The following is a 17,292-nucleotide window of genomic DNA, read 5'->3' as shown; positions in this document are numbered from 1 at the left end:
GCTCGAGTCAAACTCGAGCTTTTTCGTTTTTATTTCAACAAACCAGCTATATATATGTATATGCAGCTAGGCGCTTACTTCCACTTCATAGGAAGTGAATTTTCTTACGTTGATCACGCCAGTGTCAAAAATGAGGTATTGACCTTTGATGCCTTGCAAAGTGCCAGTAACAACCGGGTTTTTATCGAAATTATGCGAGGTGATCTTAGTTGGGTGCTGTTGCACCGGGTAGCTAAGGTCGGTAATGCTTTCGCTTAATATTTCAATTGCATCTTCACCGAATTGCTGTTTTATCTCAGCAATCTTATCTTCGACTAAAGGTAATAGCTCAGCAAAACGATCTTGCAGTGCCATTGGTTCACCGTCGCCTTTCAGCAGTGTGCGCCAATTGGTTTTATCTGCGATATGTTTCGCCAGTTCAACTTCAATTAAACCGGAGATATGGCGAGTTTTTACCTTAAAAATTGGCAAACCCTGAGTCGCACCTTGATCAATCCAACGAGTTGGGATTTGCGTATGACGAGTGATACCAACTTTTAAGCTGGATGTATTGGATAGGTAGACAAAGTGATCCACCATGCAGTTCTCTTCGCCCCATTGTGGTTCGCGACAAGTCCCTTGGTCGTAGTGACAAGTCTCTGGCTTCATGATGCACATATCGCAGCTTGCTAGCTTTTTCATACAGACAAAACAATGGCCTTGCGAATAACTCTTTTTCGTTTTCTTACCACATGAGCAACAAAAAATATTGCCCGTGTGAGTCAGTGTGAGCGTTTTACCCAGAAACGGCGATAGATCAATCTCTTCCTCACCAACAGGTAGACGGTAACTGACAGCACCGTCCAGAGATGCACGCATTTTATTTAGCGTACCAGTTGCAATTAATGACATGACATTACTCATTATTGTGTTTTTGCACAGTATATCCGAAGTGGTGATGAGATGCAGGGTTGACAGACACATTAAAGCGAAATGTATAGCTCTGAAATGTTATGCACTGGCCTTCATGGGTTAGGAAATACGGCTGTGAAATGCTTCGCAAATAACAAGTGAACCGCATTTTTGAGAGATTTAAAAACGTGATAACGGTTCAAAACACGTTACCATGTATCGAAAGTAAGAACGAAGGCTAAAAGTAATTTTGTTTCTTGATAAATGACTTTGTTTGAAGTTCGAAAAATCATTGAGTACATTGTGTTGTATATAAGCTGAGCAGGTCACTCGCCCATGAAGTGGATCCATAAATTTATCTTTGCCCTCTCTATTTGCACTATTAGTTTGGTTGCGCTTTATAGTGTTCTTGGCGATACACGAAAGCTGACCATTACACCAGAACATTTCAATATCTATGCGACTAAAGACGCCAGCGAAGGTGGCTTGAGTGAGGCTGATATTATTTACGATAAGCAAAGCCTAGTTCTCAGCTGTGACTTAAAGCAAAGCTCGTATGCTTGGCCTTATTGCGGAATCTCTGTTTATACCGATTCCACAACGCCAACACAGGGGATTGACCTTTCCAATTACCATACGATTCGATTGAAAGTGAGATATGAAGAGGCGGGGGTGGGGCCCAATCCGAGCCATGATTTGCGTTTATATCTGCGCAACTATAACCCTGAGTATTCCAAACCAGACGACGAGTACACGATTAAATACAATGGCATGCAGTTTTCTCCGTCCGGTTCAAACGACATCATCGAAATTCCGATTAAAAATTTACAGGTGATGACGTGGTGGTTAGTAGACAACAAAGTCGCGATTGAACACTCTGCACCTGAATTTTCAAACATCACACGTATTGATATCGCGACCGGATCTGGTGCGGCACTTGGCGAGCACAAAATTGTGATTGATAAAATTGAGTTTGAAGGCGCTTACCTTGCACAAGAAACGTTACTGTATGCGCTCTTACTCTCTTGGATGGCGCTTGGACTGGCATTTTCGCTGCACGAATTACGAAAAAATCGAGTCGCTTATGAAAAAGCGAAAAAACGTCATCGTCATTTAGAGAAGGTGAATGGTACGTTGCGAGCTCAAAACTATGAGTTTGCAGAGTTGGCGCATCGCGATGCGTTGACGGGAGCGATGAACCGTCACGCAGTTCAGCACTGGCTTGAGCAGCAATCACGGCAAGTTCGCTGGGGGCATAGTACATTCAGTATCCTTTATATGGATTTGGATAAATTTAAGAAGGTGAATGACAAATTTGGGCACCAAATGGGGGATGACATATTGCGCGAATTTGTCATGGTGGTGGCAAGTTCCATCTACCCAGATGACCGACTTGTTCGTTGGGGGGGAGAAGAATTTGTTGTATTTTGCCCTGACACCAATATTGATCAAGCTGTGAAGAAGTCGGAAATGATTCGCAAAAATGTGGAGAGTCATTTGTGGGTACACGGTGAATCATTAACATGCAGCATTGGCGTCGCCCAAATGCAAAATGAACGCGTCTCAGAAACCATGGCGAGAGCAGACGAAGTGCTTTACCAAGCGAAGCGCAATGGTCGCAACCGAGTGGAAGCTCATTATGGTTTACTTGCTTGCGAAAAGAAACAAGCCTGATAGCCGTTCACTGAAAGGAAAGAAAAAAGGTGGCCAACTGGCCACCAAGAGGGAAACTGCTGAACACCACTTAGGGGGAAGTTTGGGTCATCGATGTGATTACCGTGAGCAGCAGTGTAGTGCTAATCGAGCTTGTTGTTTTTTACCAGAATAACCAAGCGAAAAGCGTTAGTGCAGCAATACAGGCAATGTTTAATACGAAACCAATTCGCATCATTTCTTTTTGCTTGATATGACCCGTACCGAACACAATCGCATTTGGAGGCGTCGCAACTGGTAACATAAATGCACAAGAAGCGGCGACGGCAATCAATGCAGAGAGAATGACCGGAGACATGCCTAAGGCCTCTGCGATGGTTGCAAATACAGGGACCAGTAGTGCAGCACTAGCGGTGTTACTTGCAAACTCAGTCAAGAAGACAACAAAAGCAACTACAGCAAGAATCGTCAGAAGGATACCAGCTTGCTCAAGGAAGCCCGACAAGCTATGAGCCAAAAATACGCTTGTACCGGTTGCTTTTAGGACGTTACTCAAACAGATGCCACCACCAAATAGGATTAACACACCCCAGTCGGTTGTTTTCTCAATATCTTTCCACTCGACGGCGCGAGAAGCCCCAAGCAGAAGGATCGCACCTATTGCGACAAGGGTATCGAACTTAGCGAAGCCACCTAGCATAGCGTTAATAGGCTTACTGAAAATCCACAACGTGACCGTCAGTAAGAAAATCGCCAGCGTAATCATTTTGCCGTTTGTCCACTCGACTGGTTGATGGTCAAGGTCAAACTTGTGGCTAAGGTCAGGCTTAGTCATGGTGTACAAAACGAGAATAGCGATTGGCATTAGTACTAATGAGATAGGCACACCGAGCTTCATCCACTCAGTAAAACTTAGGCCGACTTCAGCTGCTGCAATGGCGTTTGGTGGGCTACCAACCAGCGTTGCAATACCACCAATCGAAGCACTGTAAGCGATGCCGAGCAGAACAAACAAAAAGGTATTGTGATTTTTCTTCGCGTCTAGTTTTGTCATCACACCCAGAACAAGGGGCAACATCATAGCGGCAGTGGCGGTGTTTGAAATCCACATTGACAGGCCAGCACTCACACCAAATAGCATGAATACAGCGACAGACATTTTGCCTCGTGCGAGTAACAGCACTTTATCAGCAATAGCTTGGTCTAACTTCTGTTTATGCAAAGCTGCAGCAAGTGCAAAACCACCTAAGAATAGAAAGATGATGGAGTTGGAGAAGTTGTTCAGTGCGGTCTGAGTGTTAAACACGCCTAAAAATACCGCAAGTAATGGTATGAGTAGCGCGGTTATGCTGACGTGAATCGCTTCGGTTAGCCAAAGAATAGCAACAAAAACTAAGATGCTCAGGCCGGTTACTACTTGTGGCTCAAAGGGTAGGGTATTAAACAAGATAATGAACAATACGATATTCGCGTTCAAAATCATGCTGTTGCGAGTGAAGAACCAGTTCTTCAATGTCACAGCGAGTGCGGTCATGGGTAGTGCTCCTTTTGCATTGCCTTTTGTCGGTTTTTTTATGGCAAAGTAACTGACTTGTAGTTATTTATTGATTAAATGTTACTTGGAATGCAAAAAAGAGTTTTGCCTGAATCGTAGAGCAAATTAGAAAATGTGATGTTGAGAATTGGAAATGGGTAGAAAACTACCCATTTGTTTTATAGAAATGTTATTAGCCTTGTGAGCTGCGTGATTCCTCTATTCGACGGGAACTTGCAGAGGCTCATTAGAGATTTTTTCAGGCTCTTTTACTGCAACGATAGGCTCTTGAGGACCAAGAAACTTGGGCTGCGTATTAATAATGTAGAGGTCTAAAAAGGCTTTCACACGGGCGAGCAACTCTCGAATACGCATTGATGTTTTTTGTTTGTTTGTCGTAGGTCCTGCTACCGCAAGACACTGCGCATCAATGTTGTAAGCATCGGCAATAAACAGCGCTCGCTCACAATGAAAGCGCTGAGTCACAATCAGAAAGCGCTCCGAAGCAAAAATCTTTTTCGCCCTCACAATCGAATCTAGAGTACGAAAGCCAGCATAATCAAGGTGAATCACTTCCTCAGGCACGCCGGCTTTAAGTAAGTCGCGTTTCATCGTCCACGGTTCGTTGTAGGAGCGATGGGCGTTATCGCCACTCAATAAAAACTGTTTTACTGTGCCTTGGTTGTAAAGCTCAATCGCCGCATTAATACGATGAGTGTAGTAAGTGTTGAGGATCTTACCGATGTATTTACTGGTACCGAGAACTACAGCAACCTCATGTTGAGGTATTTGTTCGTATTCAGTGAAAATGCTTTCTTTGGCTTGTAAAACCACCCACCGGTCGATGGCAATAACAGAAACAAGCAGACTAAGTACAGAGATCGACAAAATCAAAGCAAGTCGCTTCCAGAAAAATTTCAGCTTCCACTTTGATCTTATGCGAGAAAACAACAAAACGTTTTATATCCTTAACTAAAAATGTAGTTCTCATCATATCTGATAGAAACAAAAAGAGAGAAGCCCATTTATGCCAAAATCTGGTTAGGATGATAAAAAAATAAAAGCCCCTACATGGTAGGGGCTAATTATTAAACGAAATGTCTCAAGCTTAAAACGCAGTGCGTTTGTAGCGACGGTAAACCGGTTGCCAGAACGATTGTTCAATCGCCACGTTTAATGCTTCATCAGTGATTTCTAATGCGACACCTTGTTCGATTGCCTTCTTACCAACAGCAAACGCGATCTTTTTCGATACCGAGTGAATCTCTTCCAACGGTGGAAGTAGTGCACCACGACCGTTGATTGCTAGAGGAGAGCATGTTGCGAGCGCACGGCTCGATTCCATTAGCATTTCGTCGGTGACACGTTTTGCGTTTACAGCAAGTACACCAAGGCCAATGCCAGGGAAGATGTAGCTGTTGTTACATTGTGCAATAGGGTAAGTGCGACCTTCATGAACCACAGGCTCAAATGGGCTACCTGTTGCAACCAGTGCTTCACCATTTGTCCAACGAATGATGTCGTTCGGTGTTGCTTCTACGCGGCTTGTTGGGTTCGACAGTGGGAAGACAATCGGACGCTTACAGTGTTTATGCATTTCTTCGATGACTTCTTGGCTAAATAGGCCAGGAGCACCAGAAACACCAATTAGTACCGTTGGCTTGGCGTTACGCATAACATCGAGTAGTGAGAAGCCATTTCCTTCATTTTCCCACTCTTTCGTATTGGTATGTTTCTGCACCAGGCGTTGTTGGAAATCAAGAAGGTTAGGCATGCCTTCTTGTAACAGACCCCAACGGTCAACCATGTAAACTTGTGAGCGAGCTTGCTCGTCAGAAATCCCTTCCGATACCATTTGTGCGATGATCGCTTCTGCGATACCGCAACCAGCAGAGCCAGCGCCCAAGAAGGTGATACGCTGTTTAGACAGCTGAGTGCCTGCTGCTTTACAGGCGGCAAGTAGAGAGCCAACAGTAACGGCCGCCGTGCCTTGAATATCATCATTGAAGCAGCACACGCGATCTTTGTAACGCTCAAGAAGAGGCATCGCATTTTTCTGAGCAAAGTCTTCGAACTGGATCAAGGCATCAGGCCAACGGCGCTGTACTGCTTGGATAAACTCTTCTACAAATGCATCGTATTCTGCACCCGTAATACGAGGATGACGCCAACCCATGTACATCGGATCAGCTAAGCGTTGCGGGTTATTGGTACCCACATCAAGCACGATTGGTAGCGTGTAAGCAGGGCTGATACCACCACACGCGGTGTAAAGTGACAGTTTACCGATTGGAATACCCATGCCGCCGATACCTTGGTCACCCAAGCCAAGGATACGTTCACCATCTGTCACAACAATCACTTTAACGTTGTGGTTTGCTGCATTATTCAGCAAGTCGTCAATACGGTCACGGTTCGGATATGAAATGAATAGACCACGACCACGGCGGTAAATGTTAGAGAAGTTTTCACATGCTGCGCCGACAGTTGGCGTGTAGATGATAGGCATCATCTCTGAAATGTGGTTTTGCACTAGGCGGTAATACAGTGTTTCGTTGGTGTCTTGGATATTACGTAGATAAATGTGTTTATCCATATCGCTTTCGAAACTCTTGTATTGCTGGTAGGCACGTTCCACCTGCTCTTGGATTGTTTCGGTAGACTCTGGAAGCAAGCCTTCTAAGTTGAATGAACTACGTTCTTCAGCAGAGAATGCACTGCCTTTGTTCAAAAGAGGGGTTGCTAAAAGAGCCGGACCCGCATATGGAATATATAGTGGGCGTTTATCGTTGTTCATTGGGTGCCTTATGTAGGGTTGAAGGATGCGCACCAAATTTTAACGGGTTCACCATTTAGTTGTAAACATGCGTTGATGCACATCAATGTAATGTCGCAAAAAAACTCAGATACCGCCGAAAATATCGGCAATATTGGTTGTTTAGAGATACCTAAAGCAGGATTTTTTTACTTGGGTATAATGTTCTGCATCATCAAATCAAATCCAATTTCTATGTTTCAACTACCTATCGACAGCCTGCAAGCTGAGTTTGACCAACATGTGAACCAAAACCATCTCGTGGTGGAAGCCGAAACCGGGTCAGGTAAATCTACCCGTTTGCCTATGTGGGCGGCAAAACACGGACGCGTGCTGGTTATTGAACCACGTCGAATTGCTTGTACCTCGCTGGCTGAATATCTTGCGGAGCAATCTGGTGAGCCAATAGGTCGCAAAGTCGGTTACGCGATCAAGCTTCATGCCTACTTTGATGAAAAAACCGAAGTTGTATTTGTGACTCCGGGAGTCGCACTGCGTTGGTTTGCGGAAAACAAGCTAGCAGGCTTCGATATCGTGATAGTGGACGAATTTCACGAGCGACGCTGGGATATTGATCTATTAACCGCAATTTTGAAGCAAGAAAATCAACATCGGTTGATCGTCACTTCCGCTACGCTGGAGGGCGAAAAGCTAGCGCGTTACCTGAATGCGAAGCGTCTGCGATCTGAAGGGCGTTGCTTTCCAGTCACGGTGACACATCGTTCTTTAGACAGCCGTTATTTACCGAATAAGAAGGGATGTGAACAAGAGGTTTTCAGAGCGGTAAAAGAAGCATTGGAAGATGAAGATGGCGATATTCTTGTTTTCCTGCCTGGACGCAAAGAGATCACCCAATGTGCTCAGATGCTACAAAGTTGCGGCGAAGTCATGGTGGTCAAACTTCATGCCTCGGTTAGTGATGAAGAACGGCACCGCGCGTTAACTACGCAAAAACAACGAAAAGTCGTATTGGCAACCAATGTTGCGGAAACCTCCTTAACGATACCTAACATCCGAGTTGTCATTGATAGCGGCTTAGAGCGCAGAACTGTACAACGAAATGGACGTACAGCACTGACGCTAACCAACATTTCTAAGGCCAGTGCCGCGCAGCGAATGGGGCGAGCAGGTCGCGTTGCCGAAGGGGCTTGTATTCGTCTATATGGTGAGCACGCGCCTTTAGAGTTGGTGACACCTCCAGAATTACACAGAGAAGAGCTCGTCGAGCCCATGCTGGCAGCAGCTTGTTGTGGGTATCGTCTCTCAACACTCGATTTTCTCGACTCAATTCCCCCAAAGTCGCTAGAGGCATCTCATTCGACGTTGTTATCTATGGAAGCGATTGATGAGGATGGCAATGTCACGCAGCACGGGAGAAAAGTATATCCACTACCCATTGATGCACTGTTTGCCGATCTTGTTACCAGAATTCAAGCGAAGCCAGAGAAGGAAGCAATGATTGATTTGGCTGCCGCCTTATCTGTGCCTGCGCAGCTCTATCAGCGACAAAGTGGTGAAGTTGCTGAGCTTCTATCTCAAGAGGAACCATACGGATGTGATGCCTCTTTGCTTATCCGTTTGGTTCGGGGGGAACGACTTCCGGGCATTGTCATTGATGCCAGCGCACTCGAAGAGGCACAAGGTTTAGCGAAACAAATGCGAGAAGTATTTGAATTACCGGAACTTGACGTTGCCTCTCGATATAAACGTGAAGCGCTCTTTTTCTCCATCGCCTCATTACACCCTGAGCTTGTGTTTGTCCGACGAGCTCGTCGAAGAGATGCTCTAGGAAATGGCGTAGTCGAGATGCTGGTTGGGCGTAACAGCCGCTTTCCTGATAAAGAAGACGCGGCCATTGTGCTAGATAGCCATAGCGTGCCAGGACGAGGCGTTAAGCAAACACTAAACCTCGCATCGGTCATGATGCCTATCCCGCTGACGTTGTTACGCGAACTTGAACTAGGGGAGTGGCAACAAGGCGAGACGAATTATGAAGAGGAGACCCCAAGAGCAACGATGCATTTGGTCTACGCCGGGCGAACAATCTGTTCTGAACATCAAGCGTTACAAGGTGATGTTGCTGTTCAGTCTATTGTCGAAATGATAGAAGACGAGACACTGTTACCAGGTTTTGCTTCTCAAAGAAAACAACAAATCCAGCACTGGAAACTCTACAACGCATTGGGCCTTAATGTCGAAGGAGAAGAGGTTAACGACTTGGCCTCCTTGACATTTTCTAGCTGGTTAAAGGATCAGTTGGAAACATTAGGCGTTGAAAATGTCGATGATATGGCGTTGTTTGAACCGGAAGACTTTACATTTAACGGTGTTCCAGAATGGGAATACGACGATTTCACGGAGCAGTACCCTTTAGAACTTTCGCTGCCAGAACTCCAACTGGATGTTGAGTATTACGCGTCTCGCAAGCTGGTACAGGTCATTTATCGAGAGGGAAACCGTAAGGGAGACCCGAAGCGCTGGGAGCTGCCACGCTGGGCTGGTTGGAAGATACAGTATAAAAAGGCCAGTCGAGTGATTGATGTGAAGTAGGTAGGCGGATGACGTTGTGACAAGAATTGATATTTTCTTGGTGAATCTATAATGATTTCATATTGATAGCGTTACTTACGTGTTGTTTTTAGTTTCTTAATTGAAATATTAATCAATTGAATGCTTATATATGGCGAAGCTGTACATCAGTTGTTACAAAGCTGGTTTTAATATTTCCTTTTGCATGTAAATTAGTGCATAAAAGACGAATGTTTTATATCCCATTGCTATATCAAAACAGTTGAACGATATTTGGTATATCTCATTTTCGAGTGTTGGGGGCATAGAATGGATCAACAAGGAAAGACGTGCATTGAATTCGACTACACTAGCTTTTTAGGGGCGACAGGTAGTAAAAAATGGACCTTCTTAGAGGCATTTGCCACCATCGCGCCTATTTTCGGTTTGATGTGGAAACAGAACATTGCGGAATTGAGCAAGCCTGAAGATCGGTTGTGGGATGCCGCATTAAAATCGATGTCTTCTCGTAAAAGTGATGAATCCAATTTGGTCCGCTTAACCCAGTTAGCTAAACATGAAGGGATCAATGAATTGCGAGTCGTTATGCCATATTCGCTCGATGTTCAGCAAATCGAGTACATAGAATCTCGCAGTCAGTTGAAGGTGGACACGTCAGAACAAGATGTCCTTAACATCAAGTTTTAGGCTGAGCATTTCCACTTCATCAATGTACCACTTAACAATAGTGCAATGAAAAGCGACCTCAAAGTAGGTCGCTTTTTTATTTTGAGGTTTTTGTCACAGGTCTTGGAATTGTGATGAATATAGAGTATTTGCACTTAAATTAACAAAAATGTAACGTTTGGAAATGCAATTGTCATAACTAGCTTCTAACTTTGTGTTTTTAGGACAAATTACCGACTAAGTGGTTGGTACTGTAAGTTCGAATTAACGTCCCTTATTGGCACACAAGGATGATTGAGTCACCACGTCATTTGGGCATAAAAACAAACACAATAAGAAAGGAAGTCAATATGTCTTTGTCTCGTCGAGACTTTATGAAAGCTGCCTCTTCAACGGCGATTGTTACCGGGTTGGTGGGCTGTGGTAGCGATGCTAGTGAATCTGTTGCGGTTACCTTTGAGCACGGGGTGGCGAGTGGAGATCCTACTCAAACACAAGTAATCATTTGGACTCGTGTTACGACCTCAGCAAGCTACGCAGATGTAAGCTGGCAAGTTTCATCTAACGAAAATTTTACTGATATCGTGCAAAGTGGCACTTTTGCCACAGACACGAGCCGAGATTTCACGGTAAAAGTTGATGTTCAAAACCTCAACGCAAATTCTCACTATTACTATCGATTCATGGTTGGAGATGTCACTAGCGAAGTCGGGCAAACTCAAACATTACCAGAGGGTGGTGTAGAAAAGGCATCCATGGCCGTTGTTTCTTGCGCAAACTATCCTGCTGGTTATTTCCATGTGTATCGAGAGATCTTAAATCAACATGAGCAAGAACCGTTTGATGTGGTACTTCATCTCGGTGATTACATTTATGAGTATGGGGCTGGTGGCTACGCTAGTGAAGATGCTGAGGCACTAGGGCGAGAGCCAAGCAAAGGCACTGAATGCATTACCTTAGATGATTACCGAAAACGGTATGCGCAATATCGCCAAGATGCTGATCTGCAAGCGTTACATGCGAGCCTACCAATGATTGCAGTCTGGGATGACCATGAGCTTGCAAATGATAGTTGGAAAAATGGTGCGGAAAACCATCAAGAAGAGGAAGGCAGCTTTAATGATCGTCGTGCAGCTGCGGCTGCCGCGTGGACAGAATGGTTGCCCGTTCGTGAAAACACTTTCTCAAACATGCTGATTTACCGTCAGTTTTCGTTTGGAAGTTTAGTCAATTTGATGATGCTCGACACGCGACTTGTGGGGCGTGATAAACCGTTGGATTACTTCTCGCTCAGCTCTCCAACGATGGAAGCTATTGGCGGTTTAGTTGCTCAGTCGCGCAGTGAAGACCGAGAGCTGTTAGGCGCTGACCAACTCGCTTGGCTGATGGATGCGTTCAGTACGCACGACGCAACTTGGAATGTGCTAGGGCAACAAGTGTTAATGTCTCGTATGGAGCTGCCAAGTTCGGTGATGACCGCTATGTTTCAATTGTTTACTGCCACTGAAGACCAAAAAACAGAGGCGTTATTAGCGGTAAACTCTGCGATTACGGGTTATCTCTCTGACCCAAGTTTAGATACCATTGCTTTGCCATATAACCTAGATGCATGGGATGGTTACTACGTTGAGCGAGAGAAAGTTTATCAACTGGCCAAAGCCAGCAGTGGTAACTTTGTCTGCTTGGCAGGAGATACGCACAACGCATGGGCAAGTGAGCTTAAAGACGTATCTAAGCATCCTATCGGGATAGAGTTTGCAACTAGCTCGGTGAGTTCCCCTGGGCTAGAGGCCTACCTAGCGTTAGATCCTGTTGCGATCGCTCAAATGGAATACACGTTGCCGCACTTAGTGTCAGAATTACAGTGGGCAGACATCAAACAGCGTGGCTTTATGCGCGTTACTTTTACGCCCGACAAGGCAGAGTCGACCTGGTATTTCGTATCAACGATTAAAGACAAAACATATCAGGTGACGACTAAGTCAGCCTCTACAACAGATGGCACTACGTTAAATATCGGCTAAACTGAGCCTAATACGAAAAAAGTCCGCAAGCTAGTGCGGACTTTTTATTGGAAAGCGTTTAGCAATCTAGCGACAGTGCTAGTCAATCAATCCGTATTCTTTGCTCAGAACTTCGATGATTTCCGCTTTCGGATTCTCACTCAAATGAATCGGCTTGCCTGTAATCTTCTCGGCAATACCAATGTAGGTGCTCGAAATCGCCATCAAAGATTCGACGGGTAAAGCATTATCACGAGCGAGTGCTTCGCGCTCTGGCATACGTTCTTTGTTTAGCAAGATATCTGGGTCAGGGAAGTGGTTAAGTAGGAACTGGCGGAAACCTTCTTTTGAGTTCTCTACGATGTGACCTGCTTGGTACTCTTTAGCATCCCATATACGAGACGAGTCTGGTGTACCCACTTCATCCATGTAAATCAGCTTTTCATTGCCAGCGGCATCATGAACATAACCAAATTCGAATTTGGTATCGACAAAGATTTGGTCGATTTCTTCTAACGCTTGGCTGATAACGTTAAAGCCTTCTTTCAGCAGTTTTTCGTAGAGTGCGATATCGTCGGCACTTGAGAAGTTAAATGCTTCGTAGTTGTCTACGATGTTTTGACGAGTAATATTCACGTCGTCCGCTTCTGGCACACCGGGAATGCCTTTTAGAATGCCTTTTGTGGATGGGGTCATGAGCAACTCTGGCAGTGCTTTGTCTTTTCCTAACCCTTCAGGAAGTTGGATTCCACAAAACTCGCGCTCGCCATTTGCGTAAGCGCGCCACATCGAACCCGTGATGTATTTGCGGCAGATGGCTTCTATTTTTACCGGTTTGGCTTTTTGTACAATCCAAACAAAAGGGTGAGGAATGTCTAGAATATGGCTATCTGCTAAGCCATTTTCTTTGAACAGTTTGAACCAGTGATTAGAAATCGCATTAAGCGCAGCCCCTTTACCAGGGACACCATTAAGACCACCTTCAGCATGCCAAATACAATCGAATGCAGAGATTCGGTCGCTAATCACCATGATAGCCAAAGGCGCATCTGGAGCGACATCGTATCCTTTTTCTTTGATCAGTCGGGCGCTGTCTTCTTCAGTTAACCAGTAAACTGAACGAACTTTTCCGCTATGAACGGGTTTATGGGTGCGAATTGGCAGGTCGTCATTGACGGCAAGTACTTGATTAGCAAGGCTCATTGCGACATTCCTATCATCTTAATCAAACGTCAGAAAGAGAAGATATTCAGCAAAGTTTGGGCGCTGAATAAATCGAATGTGGGCATCATACCAGAACTATTTTAACTCGCCAGAGAAAAAGCAAACGTTTGCTTGTTTTCTTTAATACAAAAAAATGCCCCCTTAAAAAGGAGGCGAGATGCAGGATGGATAACGTCGAACTTATTAGTGGTACTTATTAACTCTGCCTTCGACGAAAAAGACTTCACACTGATAGCGCTGCGCCATGTCGCGCAACATAGATTGATTCATAAGTGCAATTTTATTTGATGCAACAACAGCACTGGCATTGCCTGATCGGATGGCTTTGATCACGATCTCGACTTCTGAAAGCTGTTGAGAAGGCTTCATTTGAATCACGTTTCTACAGCAAATATTAGAAGCAGTGAGTTGTTCAAAGTCAGGGCGAGGGCAGTCTGCTGTAAACAAAATCCATTGTTTCTGCTGCGATAAAACAGCCAGCTTAGATAGAAGCTGATCCGAAACGGCCATGGGCTGAGTTGCTTGTGCCAATACGTTGTAACGAGAGTATGTATGAGATTGACTTTGTAACTGCATCTTACTGTTCCTTTATACATGCTGTATGTGTATACAGTAGTTTGTTTTGGCGACCTGATCAACCCGTTTCTCAAAAGCTATTTGCGGTTTTTTGAGAAGAAAATAAAAAGATTATATTTTAAGTGTTTGAATTTATTTGATTATTTTTCATTTCTGATATGTCTAACATCAATTTAAAAATGTGAGATGAGTAGCAAATTGGACGAGATACATACAGGGGGTCACTACTGTATATACAGGTGTTTTTTCACGGGCAGTGGTTTGTATACAGTAGGAGAGGGGCTGATAACCGATGCGACATGCTATGTAGGATAGGAGGGAATACGAGATAGAGATTGGAAATAGGGCTTGGCCGATCAAAAAAGCGCCTTAAAAGGCGCTTTTGAAAATCAGTTCCGTTGATTCCGTCTTGCTTAGCTCGCTCGTTGCAAGCGTTCGCGCATTTGCAATTCGCCTTGGTTAAATAGGCGCACGTCGATTTTTGCCATGTCGTAACAAGCTTTACATGAGTAATGGTGCTTGCCATCTAAATAATCGTGACGAGTTACAAGACTAGGTTTTTTACACCAATCACAGGTGCCTTCTTCAGTGAACATTGATTTTCTCCCCACCTAGATTAATTTGAGTCGTTAGGTGTTATTTTGCGCTGAGCATTATGGCATAAAAGCGAGACTTAAGTTAAATGTCTGTTAATTTGTTTGAGAGGGAGATCGATTGCGGCGCTTGATTATATGGGTCTAAAAGCATGCTAGCCATAGTGTCTCGACCTGTTTTTACTGTTTTGTAACATTTTGTGAGACAAGCTTAAAGGCATGATTGAGTCGCTTCATTTCTTCTTCACTGCCTCTTGTGTCCGGATGATAAAGCTTTGATAGCTGTCTATAGCGTAGCTTTATTGCTTGTAAATCAGGGATGTGTTGTGGTATGTAGCCAAACATGGCGCATGCGACGCTTAGCTTATGGTTCTCTGCCTGGGTTTTGGATTTCTTAAATTCTTTGAATACTTTCTCTAGCTGACGTTTCAGTTGCTTGTTCGTAAACTCTAGCTCTTTAACTTTTGCCGCCATTCGCTGATTTTGGTTTTCCTCTTTGGCTTCAAGCGCTTTTCTATTCTGCTTATGTTTCTTGATTACGAGGAAGCTTAAGCCGCTGATGATGAGTATCGCCGCTAGCCAGATCAGCCATAAAAATTGCGAGTATTCTACGTTGGGTTTTGCAATTGTTGTGCTTTTCTCTTCTTGTGTTTGCTCCGCCTTTTTATCGAGCGACTTTATTTGTGAGACTTGTTTAGCTCGCAGTTGATTGAAGCGCTGCTCTAACAGTTGATTATAAGCCTGTTCTGCTGCTGGATTATGCTGAGAAGCCATTTGATACAAAGCTTCAGTCAATTGAGAAGCTGTGACCTTATCTTGATTGCGCTGAATAAAGTTAGCGAGAAGAAAGCCCCGATCGGTTGGATCATTGAGTGCGATAGAGGTTAGCCAATATAACGCTTGTGTTTCATTTTTTTCGCCATATATCCCCTCAGCAAAGTCGTTCGCGAGCTGTTTTTGCGCAGGGAGGTAACCTTGGTTGGCGGATTGCTCTAGCCAGTAACGCGTTTCTGGTGAGGCTTCAGCTTTGTTTGATGCCAATAATTGTTGTGCGTACTCGTATTGTTCTATGGGGTCAATTGGAGCTTGAGAGGCAAGCGAGTAACCAGAAAAGCTGAGGCTAAATAAGCAGAGTAGGGCAGACGTTTTGACAGACATTGATATGTCAGGCCTAACGATTATGGTTAGGCCTGCTCCGGTAATTTTTTATTATTACCGCTATGGTGCAACCAAATTACTTCAGTGGCAAGATCTGGATTTCAACACGACGGTTGCACGCACGACCTTCAGAAGTTTGGTTTGAGCAAATTGGGTTACGTTCGCCGTAGCCACGTGCAATTGCACGACCAGGTGCAACGTTTTGAGATACTAGGAATTGACGTACGGACTCTGCACGACGCTCAGACAACGTTTGGTTGTATGACTCACTGCCTGTGCTATCAGTGTAACCGTCGATAACAAGGCTGGTATCTGGGTATTCAACCAAGATGCGAGCAACACCGCGTAGAGTATTATGAATGCTAGCATCAAGCTGGTAAGAGCTTGAAGAGAAGCCGATACCATTTTCCATACGCAGTAAAAGCTGGTTCTCACCAACACGCTGAACCTGTACACCAGAGTTTAGCAAAGCGCGACGCAATTCTGCTTCTTGTTGGTCAAAGTAGTAACCAACGCCAGCGCCAGTCGCACCGCCTGCGGCCGCACCAATGAGTGCATGCTGACGACGTTCTTTAGCGTCGTCGCCCGTTGCTAGACCGATTGCTGCACCAGCGATAGCACCAATAAGCGCGCCTTGCGTGGTTGAGTTAGTTTCGTATTCACCCGTTGTTGCATTTTGGCGTTGAGTGGCTTGACAGCCAGTAAGAGCTAGCACTAGAGCTAGTGCAATAGGCATCTTTTTCAAGGGAAAATCTCCGTATAAAACTGAGGCGAAACCATGCCTCATAATGGGATGCGAATTATGAATAAGTAAGCATTGATATTTGTTATGAGAAAGTAAGATTGATAAGAGTTTCTGTAAGAAAATTCTTATCGTTACTATCACAACTTCAAAAAGTAGGTCCCAATAACATTAGAATATTGGAACCTACGTCAATCAATTGCTGCTCTGGTTATTTCGATGGATTGCCCAACATTTTACGCGCTTGCTCGCCGCCAACACCACGGTTAACGGAGACTCGTCTACCTTTCTTCAAGCCCACTTCGTAGTCTTCGGTTAGGTTTTTCATCGCTTCTTTCAGTTGCTTCTTGAAGGTTTCGCGGTCAATGTTTTGGAATTCTTTGTCAATATAATCATTGATTTTGTTGGCCGACTCTTCGTCTGGGGAAATGACTGGAAGTTTCTCTATCGCGCCCTCTACCCAGCCAGATACAAATGAGTTCACGCGGCGAGTCACCTCTTGAGAAGAGGTGCCCGTACCTGCGAAACTATTTCGGAATTGTCCGGTACTTTCGTTCATCTCGCGATAAATAATATCGAAAGCAAATGCAGCAAAAATCGCGCGATCTGCTTCACCGATAAACTCGACACGTTTGAGCCCTTTGTGATTCAACAACACCGCTTCAACACCGAATTTAGTGTTAATGCCGCGAATCACTCGCAATATGGTAGAACTGATATTCGCTGGTAGTAGGTGGGAAGACTGTGTTTTCCCCATTCTGATAAACTCAATATCGTCTTTATCCAGACCATATTTGAGCATGAGGCGATGTGCCATTTTGATAGCATTGGCAGCCTCATTAACATTAGCGGAATTGCCCAGTTCTAAGCACTTGGCGATTTTTTTCAGAGCTTTTTGTTTATCCATC

At 44.5% G+C, this 17,292-nt stretch carries 14 protein-coding genes; 4 read left to right on the top strand and 10 right to left on the bottom strand.

The genetic code is table 11. From position 1 onward, the window contains the following. Nucleotides 1-66: 66 nt before the first annotated feature. A complete protein-coding gene (locus tag FR741_RS09240; protein WP_005393189.1) occupies nucleotides 67-891 on the bottom strand; it encodes a DUF2797 domain-containing protein in 825 nt (274 codons plus the stop codon). Between the two features lie 336 nt (nucleotides 892-1,227). Here FR741_RS09240 and FR741_RS09235 point away from each other — a divergent pair, with 336 nt between their 5' ends. After that, entirely contained in the window at nucleotides 1,228-2,565 is a 1,338-nt protein-coding gene (locus tag FR741_RS09235; protein WP_167426682.1) for a GGDEF domain-containing protein, read from the top strand. Nucleotides 2,566-2,707: 142 nt separating this feature from the next. On the opposite strand, the gene FR741_RS09230 is transcribed toward FR741_RS09235, so the two are convergent. From FR741_RS09230 to FR741_RS09220, 3 genes are all read right to left on the bottom strand, one after another. Beyond that, nucleotides 2,708-4,078, bottom strand: a complete 1,371-nt coding sequence (locus tag FR741_RS09230) for an SLC13 family permease (RefSeq protein ID WP_005395853.1) — start codon at nucleotides 4,076-4,078, stop codon at nucleotides 2,708-2,710. A gap of 219 nt (nucleotides 4,079-4,297) precedes the next feature. Next, nucleotides 4,298-5,032 (bottom strand): SanA/YdcF family protein, encoded by a 735-nt coding sequence (locus FR741_RS09225; RefSeq protein ID WP_167426681.1) that lies wholly within the window; start codon nucleotides 5,030-5,032, stop codon nucleotides 4,298-4,300. A 154-nt stretch (nucleotides 5,033-5,186) separates the two neighbouring features. Then, entirely contained in the window at nucleotides 5,187-6,875 is a 1,689-nt protein-coding gene (locus tag FR741_RS09220; protein WP_005395857.1) for an NAD-dependent malic enzyme, read from the bottom strand. Between the two features lie 213 nt (nucleotides 6,876-7,088). Here FR741_RS09220 and FR741_RS09215 point away from each other — a divergent pair, with 213 nt between their 5' ends. The 3 genes from FR741_RS09215 (at nucleotide 7,089) to FR741_RS09205 (ending at nucleotide 12,112) form a co-directional block, all read left to right on the top strand. Beyond that, a complete protein-coding gene (locus tag FR741_RS09215; RefSeq protein ID WP_109168639.1) occupies nucleotides 7,089-9,443 on the top strand; it encodes a helicase-related protein in 2,355 nt (784 codons plus the stop codon). Nucleotides 9,444-9,731: 288 nt separating this feature from the next. Beyond that, complete coding sequence (locus FR741_RS09210; protein WP_005377965.1) at nucleotides 9,732-10,109, top strand: hypothetical protein; 378 nt, start codon at nucleotides 9,732-9,734, stop codon at nucleotides 10,107-10,109. Between the two features lie 329 nt (nucleotides 10,110-10,438). Continuing rightward, nucleotides 10,439-12,112: an alkaline phosphatase D family protein gene (locus FR741_RS09205; protein WP_109168454.1), complete on the top strand. Its 1,674-nt coding sequence runs from the start codon at nucleotides 10,439-10,441 to the stop codon at nucleotides 12,110-12,112. Nucleotides 12,113-12,190: 78 nt separating this feature from the next. Here FR741_RS09205 and FR741_RS09200 read toward each other — a convergent pair whose 3' ends face one another. The 6 genes from FR741_RS09200 to FR741_RS09175 form a co-directional block, all read right to left on the bottom strand. Beyond that, a complete protein-coding gene (locus FR741_RS09200; protein ID WP_085569567.1) occupies nucleotides 12,191-13,294 on the bottom strand; it encodes a phosphoribosylaminoimidazolesuccinocarboxamide synthase in 1,104 nt (367 codons plus the stop codon). A gap of 204 nt (nucleotides 13,295-13,498) precedes the next feature. Beyond that, nucleotides 13,499-13,891, bottom strand: a complete 393-nt coding sequence (locus FR741_RS09195; RefSeq protein ID WP_048626264.1) for a SulA-like leucine-rich domain-containing protein — start codon at nucleotides 13,889-13,891, stop codon at nucleotides 13,499-13,501. 413 nt (nucleotides 13,892-14,304) lie between these two features. After that, nucleotides 14,305-14,487 (bottom strand): hypothetical protein, encoded by a 183-nt coding sequence (locus FR741_RS09190; RefSeq protein WP_005377960.1) that lies wholly within the window; start codon nucleotides 14,485-14,487, stop codon nucleotides 14,305-14,307. A gap of 177 nt (nucleotides 14,488-14,664) precedes the next feature. After that, nucleotides 14,665-15,642 (bottom strand): J domain-containing protein, encoded by a 978-nt coding sequence (locus tag FR741_RS09185; protein WP_167426680.1) that lies wholly within the window; start codon nucleotides 15,640-15,642, stop codon nucleotides 14,665-14,667. Nucleotides 15,643-15,718: 76 nt separating this feature from the next. Further along, the gene (locus tag FR741_RS09180) at nucleotides 15,719-16,378 is read right to left on the bottom strand and encodes an OmpA family protein (protein WP_005377956.1); all 660 of its coding nucleotides are present in this window, start codon (nucleotides 16,376-16,378) and stop codon (nucleotides 15,719-15,721) included. Nucleotides 16,379-16,595: 217 nt separating this feature from the next. Beyond that, the gene (locus tag FR741_RS09175; RefSeq protein ID WP_005395879.1) at nucleotides 16,596-17,291 is read right to left on the bottom strand and encodes a DUF2786 domain-containing protein; all 696 of its coding nucleotides are present in this window, start codon (nucleotides 17,289-17,291) and stop codon (nucleotides 16,596-16,598) included. Nucleotide 17,292 lies beyond the last annotated feature (1 nt).

Origin of the sequence: Vibrio diabolicus, from assembly GCF_011801455.1 — a bacterium.
Taxonomy (GTDB): domain Bacteria; phylum Pseudomonadota; class Gammaproteobacteria; order Enterobacterales; family Vibrionaceae; genus Vibrio; species Vibrio diabolicus.
This window is presented reverse-complemented; position numbering and strand designations above follow the sequence as displayed.